The organism is Nostoc sp. ATCC 53789 (assembly GCF_009873495.1).
Classification (GTDB): domain Bacteria; phylum Cyanobacteriota; class Cyanobacteriia; order Cyanobacteriales; family Nostocaceae; genus Nostoc; species Nostoc muscorum_A.
In genome coordinates, this window is sequence record NZ_CP046703.1 from 1590152 (window position 1) to 1607330 (window position 17179).

13 protein-coding genes are annotated in these 17179 nt (G+C 43.4%); 9 read left to right on the plus strand and 4 right to left on the minus strand.

Translation table 11 applies throughout. The features are described 5' to 3' along the window. Positions 1–170: 170 nt before the first annotated feature. The 8 genes from kdpA (at position 171) to aroF (ending at position 9948) form a co-directional block, all read left to right on the plus strand. On the plus strand, positions 171–1916 hold the full coding sequence (gene kdpA, locus GJB62_RS06410; protein ID WP_114082061.1) for a potassium-transporting ATPase subunit KdpA: 1746 nt from the start codon (positions 171–173) through the stop codon (positions 1914–1916). Between the two features lie 135 nt (positions 1917–2051). After that, positions 2052–4193: a potassium-transporting ATPase subunit KdpB gene (kdpB, locus tag GJB62_RS06415; RefSeq protein ID WP_114082063.1), complete on the plus strand. Its 2142-nt coding sequence runs from the start codon at positions 2052–2054 to the stop codon at positions 4191–4193. A gap of 6 nt (positions 4194–4199) precedes the next feature. Then, on the plus strand, positions 4200–4469 hold the full coding sequence (locus GJB62_RS06420) for a potassium-transporting ATPase subunit F (protein ID WP_114082064.1): 270 nt from the start codon (positions 4200–4202) through the stop codon (positions 4467–4469). Then, complete coding sequence (kdpC, locus tag GJB62_RS06425; protein ID WP_114082065.1) at positions 4469–5107, plus strand: K(+)-transporting ATPase subunit C; 639 nt, start codon at positions 4469–4471, stop codon at positions 5105–5107. Before GJB62_RS06420 ends, kdpC begins: the two co-directional genes overlap by 1 nt. A 591-nt stretch (positions 5108–5698) precedes the next feature. Next, a complete protein-coding gene (locus tag GJB62_RS06430; protein ID WP_114082066.1) occupies positions 5699–7474 on the plus strand; it encodes an iron uptake porin in 1776 nt (591 codons plus the stop codon). A gap of 381 nt (positions 7475–7855) precedes the next feature. Beyond that, a complete protein-coding gene (gene rpsO / locus GJB62_RS06435; RefSeq protein ID WP_041565894.1) occupies positions 7856–8125 on the plus strand; it encodes a 30S ribosomal protein S15 in 270 nt (89 codons plus the stop codon). Positions 8126–8137: 12 nt separating this feature from the next. Beyond that, positions 8138–8608, plus strand: a complete 471-nt coding sequence (locus tag GJB62_RS06440) for a PAM68 family protein (RefSeq protein WP_114082067.1) — start codon at positions 8138–8140, stop codon at positions 8606–8608. A 281-nt stretch (positions 8609–8889) separates the two neighbouring features. Beyond that, positions 8890–9948 carry a 3-deoxy-7-phosphoheptulonate synthase gene (gene aroF / locus GJB62_RS06445; RefSeq protein WP_114082068.1) on the plus strand — a complete coding sequence of 353 codons (1059 nt, stop codon included), beginning with the start codon at positions 8890–8892 and terminating at the stop codon, positions 9946–9948. 433 nt (positions 9949–10381) lie between these two features. Here aroF and GJB62_RS06450 read toward each other — a convergent pair whose 3' ends face one another. Then, complete coding sequence (locus tag GJB62_RS06450; protein ID WP_114082069.1) at positions 10382–10636, minus strand: hypothetical protein; 255 nt, start codon at positions 10634–10636, stop codon at positions 10382–10384. A 280-nt stretch (positions 10637–10916) separates the two neighbouring features. Next, the gene (locus tag GJB62_RS06455; protein ID WP_114082070.1) at positions 10917–12182 is read right to left on the minus strand and encodes an HhoA/HhoB/HtrA family serine endopeptidase; all 1266 of its coding nucleotides are present in this window, start codon (positions 12180–12182) and stop codon (positions 10917–10919) included. 238 nt (positions 12183–12420) lie between these two features. On the opposite strand from GJB62_RS06455, the gene GJB62_RS06460 reads away from it, so the two are divergent. Beyond that, positions 12421–13314, plus strand: a complete 894-nt coding sequence (locus tag GJB62_RS06460; RefSeq protein ID WP_114082071.1) for a phosphorylase — start codon at positions 12421–12423, stop codon at positions 13312–13314. 10 nt (positions 13315–13324) lie between these two features. On the opposite strand, the gene GJB62_RS06465 is transcribed toward GJB62_RS06460, so the two are convergent. Then, complete coding sequence (locus tag GJB62_RS06465; protein WP_209271484.1) at positions 13325–15574, minus strand: serine protease; 2250 nt, start codon at positions 15572–15574, stop codon at positions 13325–13327. A gap of 820 nt (positions 15575–16394) precedes the next feature. Continuing rightward, positions 16395–17162, minus strand: coding sequence for a phycoerythrobilin:ferredoxin oxidoreductase (locus GJB62_RS06470; RefSeq protein WP_209271485.1), 768 nt, complete (start codon positions 17160–17162; stop codon positions 16395–16397). Positions 17163–17179: the final 17 nt, after the last annotated feature.

The window sequence follows — 17179 nt, forward strand, 5'->3', positions numbered from 1 at the left end:
ATTAAATTATACCTTGTATTTTCTAACAAAAAGCTCGATGATTAATTGAGAAAAGAGATAGTTATAGGTTAGCGAATAATGTCAATATAATTAATTATTTTTCTGAGTCATCGTCAGAAAATATCTGATATTCATCTGAAATTTATTCATGTCGGAGTTGAAATAATCCAATGCTAGAAGGATGGATTCAAATTGCATTAACGCTGTTAATTATAGTAGCGATTACGCCATTTTTTGGGCGCTATATGGCGCGTATATACCTAGAGCAAAGTACTTTTCTCGACCCAATCTTGAATCCGGTTGAGCGAGTGCTTTATGCTTTAGTCGGTGTTAAATCCAAAGAAAACATGACAGGCTGGCAGTATGGGCGGGCAATCCTGTATAGCAACGTAGCAATGGGGTTGCTGATTTTCTTTATTATCATGAGTCAAGGATGGTTGCCCCTCAATCCCACGGGGATAAAAGCCCCAACTTGGGATACAGCACTGCATACTACCATTTCCTTTATTACTAATACCAACCAACAGCATTATTCTGGTGAAACATACATGAGCTATGCCAGCCAAATGTGGGGACTGGGTTATCACATGTTCACCTCTGCTGGTACTGGTTTAGCGGTAGGAATTGCTTTTATTCGGGGATTGACGGGTAGATCGTTAGGCAACTTTTATGTAGACCTAATTCGCTCGATTACCCGAATTTTGCTGCCTATTTGTATTGTGGGTGGGATTGTGTTGATAGCTGCTGGTGTTCCCGAAACCCTGGCGGGTGTAGTTGTATTCCCCACCTTGGAAGATCCGAATATTAGTCAAGCGATCGCTCGTGGCCCTGTTGCCCACTTTGAAATTATCAAGCAATTAGGGGAAAACGGCGGCGGCTTTTTTGCTATTAACTCAGCACACCCCTTTGAAAATCCCAGTGGATTTACTAATTTAATTCAGATCGTGGCAATGCTTTCCATTCCCACGTCCCTGATCTATACATACGGTTTGTTTGCCAATAACACCAAACAAGCCTGGTTACTCTACGGTATGGTCGGTGTGATTTTTCTAGGATTCCTGATTGTCACTGCCATTGGTGAATACAACGGCAATCCGGCTGTAAATGCGCTTTTGGGCAGTCAGCAACCGAACTTAGAGGGGAAAGAAGTCCGGTTTGGTTGGGCAGAATCGGTATTATTTGCGGTAAGTACAACCGGAACCATGTGCGGCGCAGTCAACAGTCTCCACGATTCCTTTATGCCCGCCGGCGGTTTTATTTTTCTTTCTAATATGTTCCTGCAAATTATGTGGGGTGGACAGGGTACAGGAACAGCTTACTTATTTGCCTATAGCATCCTGGCGGTATTCGTCACAGGTTTGATGGTGGGACGCACACCAGAATTTTTGGGACGCAAAATTGAAAAGCGTGAAGTCGTACTTGCTAGCTTCTTGATTTTGCTAGTTCACCCGATCGCCATTTTGATTCCAGGGGGAATCGCCTTAGCTTTTCCTGACCAATTGGCAGGAATTAGCAATCCCGGTTTCCACGGCTTTTCTCAAGTTATTTACGAATATGCCTCAGCTGCTGCCAACAACGGTTCTGGTTTTGAAGGTTTAGGCGATTCACAACCGTCTCCTTTTGCGATCGCTACAGGTACAGCAACAACTACAACCGCTTTGTGGTGGAACTTGAGTACCTGCTTCAGTTTACTAGCTGGACGCTATATCCCAATTTTAGGTTTGCTGTTATTAGCAGATAGTATGTCTCGCAAGCAAGCTGTTCCTTACACCACTGGTACATTACGAACCGATACCGGACTATTTACAGGCGTTACCGCAGGCGTAATTTTAATCCTGGGCGCACTCACATTTTTCCCAGTGCTGGCATTAGGCCCCATCGCTGAAGCCTTTTTTATTACCAAAGGTATCGGCTAGAGAGTAGGAGATGAGGTAGAACGCCCCATTCCCAATACTTCGACTCCTTTCGACTTCTCTGCGAGACGCTACGCGAACGCTCAAGGCAAGTCGCTCAGTACAAGTGCCCAATGCCCCATTCTCAAAATTTAATGTATGCCAATTACTACTGATTCTCCTTCGCCCCGTATTCCATCTGGAACTCGTGACTCGCGTAAGCACACCCCCAAAACAGATATGCGGGGACTTTACCAAAGGGCAATTCGTGAGTCATTTGTCAAACTCGATCCGCGAATTACTGTCAGAAACCCAGTTATGTTTGTTGTTTGGGTGGGGACAATTGTCACCTTTCTTGTTACCCTGAACCCAAATCTGTTTGGCACAGTCCAGGCAGATATCAACCAACAACGTCTGTTAAATGGGTTGATTACCTTCATTCTCTTTTTCACCCTCGTTTTTGCCAACTTTGCCGAAGCCGTAGCTGAAGGACGTGGTAAAGCACAGGCTGATTCACTGCGATCGACGCGATCGGATACGATCGCTAACAAAATCCTCCCTGATGGTTCCATACAACAAGTCAATTCTACGGAACTGCGGCGGGGCGATTTGGTCAAGGTGGTTGCAAATAATATGATTCCCGCCGATGGGGATGTAATTAAAGGCATTGGCTCAGTAGATGAGTCTGCAATTACTGGGGAATCGGCCCCGGTATTGAAGCAACCAGGTACAGATATTGCCAGTTCGGTGACAGGAGGTACACGCCTACTCTCTGATGAGTTGACAATTCGTGTTAGTGCCGATCCTGGTCAAGGCTTTATCGATCGCATGATTGCCCTGGTAGAAGGGGCACAACGCACCAAGACTCCCAACGAGATTGCTTTGACAGTATTGTTGGCAGTGCTAACGCAAGTGTTCTTGATTGTAGTGTCAACCATTACCCCCTACGTGGGCTACATTGCCAGCTTTATCAGCACAGCCTTTGGCGTTGACGCAGGAAACAGTTTGCGGGCGGGTGCTAGCGTTGCGATTCTCATCTCGCTACTGGTAGCTTTGATTCCTACAACTATTGGTGGATTGCTCAGTGCGATCGGTATTGCAGGGATGGATAGAGTTGCCCAATTCAACGTCATTGCTACCTCTGGTCGAGCAGTAGAAGCCTGCGGCGACATCAACACCTTGGTGCTGGATAAGACGGGTACAATCACCTTGGGTAATCGGATGGCTGATGAGTTTATTCCTTTGGATAATCACTCACTAGAAGATGTGGCGCGAGTCTCTCTAGCTGCTAGCTTGTTTGACGATACGCCAGAGGGCAAGTCAATTGTGATCTTGGCAGAAAAGTCCCAGGCTGCGGTAGATTTTAATATTGACAAAGCCGAAGGTGTGGAATTTACCGCCAAAACCCGGATGAGTGGCACGAATTTACCCGATGGTAAACAAATTCGCAAAGGTGCAGTGGATGCGATTAAGGGATTTGTCCGTTCTCGTGGCGGTAACGTTCCTGATGATATAGACGCAGCTTATGAGCGAGTTTCCCGGTTAGGCGGTACACCTTTAGCTGTTTGCCAAGATGACAAAATTTATGGTGTGATCTACCTCAAAGATATTGTCAAACCTGGTCTGCGGGAACGGTTTGACCAACTTCGCCGCATGGGTGTTCGCACCGTCATGCTTACAGGTGACAATCGAATTACCGCTTCGGTAATTGCTGAAGAAGCTGGGGTGGATGATTTTATTGCCGAAGCGACTCCAGAAGACAAAATTGAGGTGATTCGCTCCGAACAATCTCAGGGTAAATTGGTGGCAATGACCGGAGACGGCACTAATGATGCACCTGCTTTGGCGCAAGCAAATGTGGGTGTGGCAATGAACTCTGGGACGCAAGCTGCCAAAGAAGCTGCTAACATGGTGGACTTAGACTCTGACCCCACGAAGCTAATTGACCTAGTAACCATAGGTAAACAGTTGCTAATTACTCGTGGAGCCTTGACAACATTCTCCATCGCTAATGATATCGCCAAATATTTTGCGATTATTCCGACTATCTTTGCGGCTGCTGGAATCGGCGCACTGAATATTATGGGATTAAAGAGTGCCCAATCTGCGATCATCTCGGCGCTGATTTACAATGCCTTGATTATTCCGGCACTAATTCCGCTAGCACTCAAAGGGGTAAAGTTTTTACCTTTAACAGCAGATCAACTGCTACGTCGCAACATCTTCATCTATGGCGTTGGTGGCATCATTGCTCCCTTTATTGCCATCAAACTAATAGATATTATCTTACCTTTGTCTTAATTTACTATGAAAACCGTTCATACCCGACGCACTATCTTTGCATCTCAAATAGTTGAAGAAATAACTGAAATCTGGTGTCAATGGCGTAGACAAAAGCTGCCACTGTATTTATTCCTGGCGATGTGTTTCAACCTAGTGGTTGCACCTATGGTCTATGCAGCTACTAGCGAACAACTTTCCCGCAGTCAATCTTGGGGATTGGGACTGTTAGGAATGGTGACGTTAGGGCTTTCTATCTATTTATTTTTTGTAATGTTTGTACCGGAGAAATTCTAATGAGTTTTGCACGTGAAGCTAGCAGAGCTGTTCGTTCTACCTTGGTACTCTGGGTAATCGGTGCGATTATTTATCCTTTTGCGATGATTGCCATTGGGCAGATTGCGTTTCCATTTCAAGCAAATGGTAGTCTGCTGACAAATAGCATAGGTCAAGTTATGGGTTCTGCTTTGATCGGTCAGCCTTTTACTAGCGATCGCTATTTTAACAGCCGTCCCAGTACCACTAGTTACAGCACAGCCGATCCCAAAAAGGACGATGGGGGAGTTTTGAAAACTGGGGTTTCTGGTGCTAGTAACTTGGCTCCCAGTAATCCCGCATTACTCGAACGCATCAAAGGTAAAGATGACCCAGACCCCAGCAAAAAAATTGAAGGGGATTTGACTCGTCTGAAAACAGCAGGTGTGCAGCCGACTGGCGATTTAGTCTACACCTCTGGTTCTAGCCTTGACCCCCACATTACCCCCGAAGCTGCGATCGCACAAATTGCGCGAGTAAGCAAGGCACGAGGATTTCAGCCAAACCAACTAGAAACTTTGATTGCCCAAAACACCGATGGACGCTTTCTCGGCATCTTTGGCGAGCCTGGAGTTAATGTGTTGAAGCTGAATTTAGCTTTGGATCAGATTAAGAAATAAAGCTATGGGAAATAGTAGAGACGAGGAATTTTGCGTCTCTACTGTTCATAATTATTATCTCAGACTCAGATACCCAACTTCGTAAAAGTTGTCTGGTATCTCTTTTTTATGATTAATATTGAAAGCCTCAATGTCTGGTCATAATGAAGAACGCAAGCAGTTACTCCAAATTCTTTACTGAAAACTCATCGAAAGTATTTTATGGGTTAGAACCAGACTTTTTTCAACAAAAATTTTCCAAAATTATTGATGATGTCATTAGCAAATGTCATGGTTCTTTAAAAATATGGCCAACTCTAGTTGAAATTTGCTATTTTTACAAAGATAAAAAGGATTTACCGCAAATAAGAGTCAAGAATCAGAAGCTAAAGCCAAAAAATGGTACAAAATTGGACGTAATTCAATCATAAACTCTTAATCTGGCAAACAAAGCACAAGTAAGTCTTTACGATTCTTCATCCGTAAAAATTTTGTCAGATATGGCTTAAGTAACAGCAATCTGATAAGATTTCAAATTAAGTAGAATAACTGCTTGTTATCTTTTTCTTTAACCCATTGATTTCGGGTATTTTTTAGGAAAGGAAAATAAAAATGTCTCATCTATTGTGGAAAACTCTGGTACTAAGTCCAGTAGTTTTGGGAGTGACGGTGTTGGTTTCCGCTAGGGCTATAGCTACTGAAGTAGCAGGCTCCTCTGAAGATATAAAGGCAAAAACTGCTCAGACTGAAGCACCAATATCTTCTGATGTTTCAACATTTATTCAAACAGAGCAACCAAAAGCTAATCAGCTATTGGTTGCCCAAAAGACTGATGATAATAAGGTTTTAGAAGAGGTTAACCGCTACAGCACCGAGGGTAAGAACCAAAATTCCCTGTCTCAAGTCACATCAGTCTCTCAGTTTTCTGATGTACAACCGACTGACTGGGCGTTCCAAGCTTTACAATCCCTGGTTGAACGCTACGGTTGTATTGCTGGATACCCAAATTCTACCTATCGTGGCAATCGGGCACTGACTCGTTATGAATTTGCCGCAGGTTTGAATGCTTGTTTAGATCGGGTTAATGAACTGATTGCGACAGCGACTGCTGACTTGGTAACAAAACAAGATTTGGCTACCCTCCAGCGTTTGCAAGAAGAATTCTCGGCAGAACTAGCAACTTTGCGTGGTCGAGTTGATGCTGTAGAAGCACGGACTGCTGAACTAGAAGCAAATCAGTTTTCTACTACAACCAAGCTTGTAGGTGAAGCTATTTTTGCCGTTAGTGATATTTTTGGCGGCAACACTGGCGATGCTAATAATACTGTTTTCCAAGATAGGGTACGTTTAGACCTGCAAACCAGCTTCACTGGTAAAGACGTTTTACACACCCGTCTTGCAGCCGGTAATTCACTAGCCTTTAGTCAACTGGATAATGCTGGTGTTCCTATCAATACTGCTGAAGGCACACAAACTTTTCAAATCGGTAACACTGGTAGTAATTCTGTCAGTATCGATTGGTTAGCGTATTACGTACCCATAGGCCCAGCCCAAGCGTACTTTGCGGCCACCGGAGGTATTCATAGCGATTATGCTGCCACTAATAATCCTTACTTTGAGGACTTTGATGGTGGTAATGGTGCTTTGTCTACCTTTGCTTCTGAAAGTCCCATCTATCGCATTGGTGGTGGTGCCGGTGCAGCGCTGACTTTACCCTTTGGTAGCGGCGGCAGTTTTTTCAAACCAAGTTCACTGACTATAGGCTACTTGGCATCAAATGCTAATAATCCTGGAGTAAGTCAAGGTTTGTTAGAGGGCAACTATGCGGCTCTTGGACAGTTGAACTTTAGTGTTGGCGATCGCTTGGCGATCGCTGCTACCTACGTTCACGGCTATCATGGTGCTGGAGGCGGTAATTTATTTGATCTAGGTGGTGGTTTAGGTAGTACTAACCGCGTCGTAGGTACTAATCAAGCTAACACCCTGAGTATCCTAAACGCATCTTCCAGTAATTCTTATGGGATATCGGCAGCCTTTAGACCCAGCGACAAACTGTCAGTTAGTGGCTTCGTTTCTTACCACGATGTCTCAGGCTTTGGTGCTGGTGATGATTATGAAGCTTGGAGCTACGGTCTTGGGGTAGCCTTACCTGACTTCGGTAAAAAAGGTAACGTTTTAGGTATTTTTGCTGGTGCAGAACCATATTCGTTTAACCGACCAGGTTTTGCTGGTAATGATATCCCTTATCACTTTGAAGGCTTCTATAAATATCGCGTGTCAGATAACATCTCAATCACCCCTGGTGTCATCTGGTTGACCTCTCCTGGACAAAGCAGCGCTAACGACGATGCAATTATCGGTACTCTGAGAACAACTTTCACCTTTTAAAAGATTTGGTGAACGCAAGTCCAATCTAGGAAAAGCTTAAAGGGCAAGGGGGAAAGGTGAATTGAAATCCTTTCCTCCTAACCGAAAAGTTTTGTATTTGGGTTGAAATAGCTTTCCTGGTGTCTGGAGTAATAAACAACTGGAAGAAATGCCAGGACAAATAGTTTACCAATCCACATAAACCTTCAAATATCGGCCCGGAAGCTACCATTTAAAATCACCTTATTAGTTTCTATATGAAGATACTGGATGTCTCTTGACTTACTTAGTTTTATAGAGTGCCAGACATAGCAGCAAAGATGATTCGACATCCAGCTTAAGGGCTGTGATATTATGGGAGACTGCTGCATACATTTAGAAAAACTAGCAATTGAATCAATCATGGCCCTGACGCAACTGCGGAAACAAGAAATCATTTCCAATTACCAAGTTCACGAAACCGACACTGGTTCGGCTGATGTCCAAGTTGCCATGCTAACTGAGCGCATTAACCGCCTCAGCGAACATCTCCAGGCAAATAAAAAAGACCATTCTTCTCGACGGGGATTATTGAAGCTAATTGGTCAGCGTAAGCGTCTTCTAGCCTACATATCGCAGGAAAGCCGTGAAAAGTATCAAGCTTTGATCGCTCGCCTCGGTATTCGTGGATAGGGACTACCGCTTATGTCTGCTGAAGAATCTGAACGCAGTCGCTTGCCCTTTGAACCAAACAAAAAGCGCCAAAAACCCGCAAAAACTCAAAGTAAACCAGCAGCACAGCCACAAGAATCTGGCAAACAGGCTGATAAAAAACTGACTTACACCAAACAAGAGATGGCTATTCCTCAAGTAGTCAGCCAGAGGATGATCCGACGGGTAGCTGGTTTCTGTGGCGTACCAACAGCTTTGGGCATTAGTGTCCTGGTTGTTAGCTATCTGCTTGCTATCTACTCCGACATCCAACTAGCTCCCATCGCCGTGTTATTGGTGAACATGGGACTATTTGGTTTGGGGGTCTTAGGCATAACTTATGGCGTTCTCTCTGCCTCTTGGGATGAAGAAAGAGTCGGAAGTTTGCTAGGTGTGGGTGAGTTCAACACCAATTGGGGACGAATGGTGGCAGCTTGGCGCGAAACTCGGCAAAAAAACTCATAATTAACGGCGCTCAGGTATTAAGTAACTGCGGTATTGGGTAAAAAAAGAAGTGAATGTTGAAGTTGAAATTTTATAACTTCAACATTGCTAATTAAAATTATATAATCTTTTTATACCTACATCCAGCTACCCAGTAGTAAAACTACTGACTGAGCGCTATAATTTTGTCTATTTATTTTGTAAATAAATTTTGTTTTTAACTATTCGTAATTAGGGCAATAGGCAACAATAAAGTTAGCCCATTTACAGAAAATTTTACTCAATTAATTAGGAAATTTCACATGATTATAGTAATGAAAACTGGTTCCCCAGAAGCGGAAATAAACCGCATTGATGAGGAACTAACTAGCTGGGGGCTAACTCCAGAAAAAATTGTTGGTCAACATAAAGTAGTTATTGGTCTTGTAGGTGAAACTGCTAGCTTAGATCCATTACAAATTCAGGAACTTAGCCCCTGGATTGAGCAGGTGTTACGGGTAGAGCAGCCTTACAAACGAGCCAGTCGCCAATACCGTCACGGTGAAGCTTCGGAAGTAGTAGTTAATACTCCTAATGGAGCGGTGGTATTTGGTGAACATCAGCCTTTGGTAGTCGTTGCCGGCCCCTGCTCAGTAGAAAATGAAGAAATGATTGTAGAGACAGCACGGCGCGTCAAGACGGCTGGAGCAAAATTTTTGCGCGGAGGGGCATATAAACCCCGAACTTCACCTTACGCCTTCCAAGGACACGGCGAGAGTGCTTTGGATTTATTAGCAAAGGCGCGGGAAGTTAGTGGACTAGGTATTATTACAGAAGTGATGGATGCGGCTGACCTGGATAAAATTGTCGAAGTAGCTGACGTGATTCAGGTAGGAGCAAGAAATATGCAGAATTTCTCCTTGCTCAAAAAAGTGGGAGCGCAGCCGAAACCAGTTCTCTTGAAGCGGGGAATGGCGGCTACTATTGAAGATTGGTTGATGGCAGCCGAGTATGTTTTGGCATCTGGCAATCCCAATGTAATTTTGTGTGAAAGGGGAATACGCACCTTTGACCGCCAATATACGCGAAATACGCTGGATTTATCGGTAGTGCCAGTGTTGCGGAAACTGACTCACCTGCCAATTATGATTGACCCCAGCCACGGCGTAGGTTGGTCTGAGTTTGTGCCTTCAATGGCAATGGCTGCGATCGCAGCTGGTACAGATTCTCTGATGATAGAGGTTCATCCCAACCCTGCCAAAGCTTTATCTGACGGTCCCCAATCTGTGACACCAGACCGTTTTGATAAATTAATGCAAGAATTAGCAGTCATTGGTAAGGCGGTAGGACGCTGGCAGCAACCAGCAGTAGCTCTAGCTTAAAATTCAGTTGCAACTTCTTGCTAAGCATAAATAAATTAAAGTTTGTAGTCAGGACTTTAGTCCTGACTACTCTGAAGAGGCGATGAATTGCTCACTACAAACTAAGTTTTATATGTTTAATTATACCTATCTAAACCTCCTCTACCTTGAGAACCGTAGTTTTGTAGGTTGGGTGCAGCGATTGCGTAACCCAACATAAAATTTGGTGGTAATGTTGGGTTGCGTTTCACTCCACCCAACCTACATAAATATATCTTTTAAAAAACTCTAGGTTTCAACATAAATGAGGTTTATCTACCTATTTATTTTAAATATGAAATAATGCCCCTTTAGAAATATCCTAAAGGGGATTTTTAAACACTAATCAAATCTAATGAAAAAAGAACTCTGCAATCAATATTGATGGTCAATATTTTTTGCATTTGTAGGTCTTTTATCTTCTATATACATAGTGAGCAGGTATCCATCGACGGCCACGATTTGTCTGCACCCAACGTCCAGGAACCAGTATCTTTCTTCTCGCTTGAACAGGGGTGTAAACCCTAACTGGCGATGGTCTTCTGATTACTCTAACTGGAACTGGCCGCCTAACTGGCCATCTAGCCTGAGCATCGGCTTGGGAAGGAATAAAGGTAACAGCAATTGGTAAAATCAGTGCTGCACTAGCAAGCATTCTTTTAATACTCATTCGCAAACTTTCCTTCTATAAGTTACACATCAAAGGGATTTATTTTTTGCAAAATATTTATCTCATTGACAAATAAATAATAGAGCTGAGAAGAGATATACACTAGTGCAAAAGGTAATTAGTTCAACCGTGACTAATGTCATAGTTGAAGAAGAATTTAGAAGTCAGATTTCCCTTTAGCCGAGCAGTATTGTTGCCCAGCTTATCTTTGCCATCTAAAAAAAAGGGACGGGTATTTTGCCCATCCCAAAAAATTCACTTTGACTCAATCACAAAACTTTTATTGTACTGGTGCAGTGGGGAAAGCACCAGGTTGCACAGCGACGTTAAGATTCTGTCCATTGCGACGTAATTCTAAGCGCAAATCCCCCCCGATTTGGCTATTTTCTACTACCTTTTGGACACTATTGGCATCTGTGACTGCTTGCCCACCAAGCTTTTGGATAACATCACCAGCACGTATTCCTGCTTTAGCAGCTGGTGAATTTGGCACAACTTTAACAACTAATACACCTTTATCTTCATTTACACTCAAACCACTATTGGGATCTGAGTTGATAGTTTGTTTCATCTGAGGTGTTAATCCCACCATTTGAATTCCCAGGTAAGGATGTTCTACTTTGCCTGTAGCTATTATTTGACTGGAAATGCGTTGTGCTGTGTTGATGGGAATAGCAAAGCCTAATCCTTGTGCCCCTTGGATTATAGCTGTATTCATGGCAATTACTTGACCACGGGAATTTAGCAGGGGGCCGCCGGAGTTACCGGGGTTAATGGCTGCATCAGTTTGAATATACTCTACTCGCTTATCGGCAGCGCCGATTAGATTGCTACTGCGTCCGGTAGCACTGATGATTCCGGTAGTTACTGTATTATCTAGTCCAAGAGGGTTGCCGATCGCGATCGCCCATTCTCCCGGTTGCAGTTGATCTGAGTTACCTATGACTACTGAAGGTAGATTGTCTGCTTGAATCTTGACAACAGCGACATCGGTTAATTCATCTTTTCCTAACACTTTACCTTCCAAGGTGCGCCCGTCCTTGAGCGTTACTGTCACCGTATCAGCACCATCTACCACATGGGCGTTAGTGAGAATCCGACCATCGGCACTGATGATAAAACCTGAACCAGTACCCCGTTCTACCCTTTCTTGTGATTGTGGCAGTTGGGAACCAAAAAAGCGGCGAAAAAGCGGATCGTTAAATTCATCTGGTATCCGGCTTCTTACTGTTCGGGAAGAGTTAATCCGCACTACTGCTGGCCCGACCTTTTGCACAACTTGGGTAACAAAGTTAGGATCTGTGGCAGCTGATACTGGAGGAGCGGCATTTACGCGACTCACTCCTAAATTAGATGCACTCTCAGACACCTGCTGAGAATGTCCAGCCATGTAGCCACCGGCCAATGTCATACCTGATCCCAGCAGCACCAGCGATAGAGAGGCGGCAGCCTTTTTCCAGGGTGCTTGATTATGGTATTTGGTATCAGCAGTGTTGGATAAAATGCTATTTGATGGGTGTTCTCCATCACGAGATTGGTTTTGCATTGCTGTCTGGAAAGATATTTAGATGTATTACTAATGTAGATATGATTTGTGACAGTTTTGTTGCAGAGGTATTGCGTTGTTGTGAAAGCTTTGGTACTTTACTAAACCTTATTGGAATATACTCATTCGTAGAGTTACACAGTTGTCATGCTTGTCAACTTAGAGCCAGAGCGGTTTTTAACCAACAATTTTACGTTAAGTTGACTGCGTGTTTTATACCATGTGTGAAGGAATGAAAATGCCACAGGGGAAAATCTTACTGAAACCTGGCACTTTATGGACAAGTGTTAAAGAACGAACTGAACATGCTTTGCAATGTGGGGCGTTACTGTCGATTCCGACAGAATTTGAATTTATCGAACAGGATGACGTGCGCTTTTTAGTGCGGATTTTGTCTAATCTGAATCGCAAAAAAGCAGCTAAGGAGAAACAGGACAAACAATCTGCTATCTCTGGTCAAGAGTTTAATCCTTTTTTGCCTTATGAAGAGGATTTATTTGTGGCGGATATCTCTGATACTCATGTATGTATTTTAAATAAATATAATGTTGTCGATCTTCATCTGCTAATTATCACCCGTGCCTTCGAGGAACAGGAAAGTTTGCTGACTCTGGAAGATTTTGCAGCTATGTGGGCGTGTTTAGCTGATTTCGATGGTTTAGCATTTTACAACAGTGGTAAAAGTGCAGGTGCTAGTCAGCGACACAAACACTTACAGTTAGTTCCACTACCACTTGTACCTTCGGGGCCGCAGATACCTATTGAACCTCTACTGAAGGCAGTACAATTTCAGGACTCGAACGCAATAGCAAAACTCCCTTTTGTAAACGCTTTTGCGCCGCTAAATCCTGATTGGGTGCGATCGCCATTTACAGCAGCCCAAGCAACACTAGAAGTTTATCGCAGTTTGCTAGGGGCTGTGGGTTTAGATGCAAAGCAATTGGGTGCTTACAATCTGCTAGCGACACGAGAATGGATGTTGATTGTACCGCGATCGCAGGAGTATTTTCAGTCTATCTCTGTGAATTCATTAGGATTCGCTGGTAGTTTGCTAGTGCGAAACGCAGCAGAAATGGAAATTCTCAAAGCCCAAGGGCCGATGAATATCCTCAAGAATGTTGCTATATGTTAATTCAGTTTGTTTAAGGAATGCTCCAGGTAAGCAGTTGTTTTTGAATTTCAGACATGGGATAAGCTAAATCTCGGTCTTCGCCTTTTCTTGCAAAGACGATGCCTAAAAGCCGATTTTGCGAATCAATTACAGGACTGCCAGAATAACCGGGTTTGAGTGCAGCTTGAGATATTTCTAATTGCTGATTTTGATAGCTGATTTGTCCTGATTGCATAGACCAGGATTTGTCTTCACCTCTTTGGGCAGAATGACCGATAATCCGAATGGGCATTTTTGGAGCGATCGCAGTTGAGGAGATGGGTAGAGGCTGGATATCTTCTGGTAGTTTACCAATAACTTCCAAAACGGCTAAATCTAGTTGTTCCTCAGAGGTCATTTTGAACAGCTTGGCATCTCGCCGCATTCGCACTCGGTTAGATGGTGGTGAACTGAAAAATTCTACTTGAATATTTTTACCTTGTTCATTGCCATCAAAAATGACATGACGATTGGTGAGGATTAATGTTCGGTTGTCTTCTCGTTTAATTACTGTGCCAGTGCCAATCTCTATTCCCTGGCGTTCACGGCTAGAAAACTCGGCAGTGATGCGTACCACAGAACGCTTAACAGGTAAGGTTGGATCGTTTTTAGGCAACCATTGACGATCATCTTCTACGCTCTTAGCTTGGGTATCGTCTTTCGTTTTCCATAACTGCCTTGCTTCTATATTGTTGTTACTGGCATAGATAAAATTGGGGTCAATTTGTTCTGCTTTGTCAAACTGTTCAATGGCTTCTTTTAGTTTCCCTTGCTCTTGGAACGTTAAACCCAAACCATTATTAGCTAGAGTATGAGCCGTGGTTGGAGTTCCAGAATTGTCTTCTGGCAATGTTAAAGCTTTTTGGAAGGCAGTGACTGCTGCATCTAATTTCTTCTGGTCACTCAGAAAAACGCCGAGATTGTTATAAGCAATAGCCAAGTTAGGGTTGAGTTGAATTGCTTTTTCGTAGGCAGCAACTGCTGCATCTAATTTATTCTGGTCACTCAGCGCATTGCCAAGATTGTTGTAAGCAATAGCCAAGTTAGGGTTGAGTTGAATTGCTTTTTCGTAGGCGGCAACTGCTGCATCTAATTTCTTCTGCTCATGCAGGGCAATGCCCAGACCATTGTAAACATCAGCCAAGTTAGGTTTGAGTTGAATTACTTTTTGGAAAGCGGCAACTGCTGCATCTAATTTCTTCTGCTTATACAGGGCAATGCCGAGATTGTAGTAAGCAGCAGCATCGTTGGGTTTGAGTCGAATTGCTTTTTCGTAGACGGCAACTGCTGCATCTAATTTATTCTGTTGTCTTAAGACATTGCCGAGATTGTTGTAAGCACCAGAATCGTTAGGGTTGAGTCGAATTGCTTTTTCGTAGACGGCAACTGCTGCATCTAATTTATTCTGTTGTCTTAAGACATTGCCAAGATTGTTGTAAGCACCAGAATCGTTAGGGTTGAGTCGAATTGCTTTTTCGTAGGCGGCAACTGCTGCATCTAATTTATTCTGCTCTCTCAGGGCATTGCCGAGATTGTAGTAAGCCTCAGCATCGTTGGGGTTGAGTTGAATTGCTTTTTCGTAGGCGGCAACTGCTGCATCTAATTTATTCTGCTCTCTCAGGGCAATGCCGAGATTGTAGTAAGCATCAGAATCGTTGGGGTTGAGTTGAATTGCTTTTTGGAAGGCGGCAACTGCTGCATCTAATTTCTTCTGGTCACTCAGCGCATTGCCAAGATTGTTGTAAGCAATAGCCAAGTTAGGGTTGAGTTGAATTGCTTTTTCGTAGGCGGCAACTGCTGCATCTAATTTATTCTGGTCACTCAGCGCATTACCCAGACCGTTGTAAGCAATAGCCAAGTTAGGGTTGAGTTGCAAGGCTTTCTGAAAAGATGCGATCGCCTCCTCTAGTTTTCCTTGAGCATTTAGCACATAGCCTATACCAACGTAAGCTTTAGCATCATTAGGATTGAGTTGTAATGCTTTCTGGTGCGCCGTTAATGCTTCCTCTAGTTTGCCCTGCCGCCGCAAAGTATTACCCAAATTGTTATAAGCTTTGCCATTATTGGGTTCAACCTGTAAAACTTTCCGCCAAATTGTCTCTGCTTGGGAGTTATTACCCACCGATTCGGCAGCGTCGCCTTGTTTAAATAGCTGTTCAATATTGTTTTGAGCAACTACAAACTGTGGTGTGGTAGCCAGAAATAGAGTTAAAAATAGAGTAGTAAATATACGGTTGTGCATAATCATGCTCATACGTTGAATGATTTTATCAGGACTTACCCGAAAATCGCTAAAAACCGGATGAATTTTTGATAAATACTCGTGAATGAGTCTTTGAACTCCGTTAATGAACCTCAGAGCTTCGTGAATGAGTCTTTGAACTCCGTTAATGAACCTCAGAGCTTCGTGAACGAGTCTTTGAACTCCGTTAATGAACCTCAAAGCTTCGTGAATGAGTCTTTGATACTCGTGGATGTAGTTTATAGTTGAGTTTCATATAGACCTAACAAGAACAGCCCCTTCTCTACTAGCGTTGGGGAAGTAAGATTCAAAGCCTCTCTCCTAAAGGGCTACGGTCTACACACAAATCTTTTAAATTTATCCCACAAGCTTTTGATCCCCCCAACCCCCCTTAAAAAAGCAGGGCTGATTCATTCCCTAAAGAGCTTTAAAAATCAAGGGTTCTAGCGATTAAAAATTAGTTATTTTGTTACTAGCGTGTCGATTAAATCAACTATTTGACTGATATTTCAGTGCTTAAATGTTCATCTCTTTGTCACGCTTACTTAGAATTTTCTCGCTAACCATCTTGACAAATCCTGTTTGAAATGGAATGAATCAGCCCTGCCTTAAAAAAGGGGGCAAAAAACTCTCAAAGTCCTCATTTTTAAGGAGGATTTAGGAGGATCTACAACACTTTGGTTTTGTAGAGAGAGGAATGAAAGTGAGGTCAAAGTTTATTAAATACAAAAGCGATCGCTGAAATAATTCTTACCATGCGATCGCTGTTGCTTGGGCTATTATAATTTGCCATTGCTCCTTACTTCCTGTACAAGAGCCTCTAGTTGACGACTGTTAATTTTCTCTCTAGGTCGAATAAAAAGCCGTGGATATATTCTTCAGTCCATTCGGCACCATAGAAGCGTTTAAACATCCCTCGTGCTGGGTCTTTTTCAGCCCGATATCGTAGGTATCGCAGTTGGGCTTGCTCGATGGCTTCTAAATTTTGGGAATCTGTTACAGCTTCTGCCTGCTCTACAAAATCCAGATAAGCTTTTAAATAGTCTTTGAAAGCGGCAAACACCTGAGTTTCTACTACAGCCGTTTCTTGGGGACGAGTCCACAGAAAAGCGGGAGAGAAAAAGGGCTGTGCTTCTTCTGGGAAATCTCCTCCCCAAGATAGATGCTGTTGATGGGCGTGGAAAATGGGCAGAATTGGTTCAGTATATTTTGCCTGATATGCTGAATCATCCCGAAATAGGGGCTGCATATCCAAAGCAATTAGGTGTCCTCCTGGTAATGTCACCAGATCCGCCCCAAAAAAGGGTAAATCGTAGTTGAGGTGAGGGAAAATCACAAAATTCAGCACTTGCAGCGAATTACCACCCTGGACATGAGCAGCACGAATTTGGCGTAATTTTGCAGTTTGAAAGGCGTAACTAGTGGTGACAACTTCTTCTTGATTTTTGCCCTTACCCACAACAGCACTTTTGGACTCAAACCCAGTGGGGATGGGATAGGGTTCTAAATCCAAGCGCGATCGCATGTAGGCGATCGCATAATCGAGAAATGGCTGATACAGTGTCACGTCGCTTCGCTCCGAATTCATAATCCCAATGGCCAATG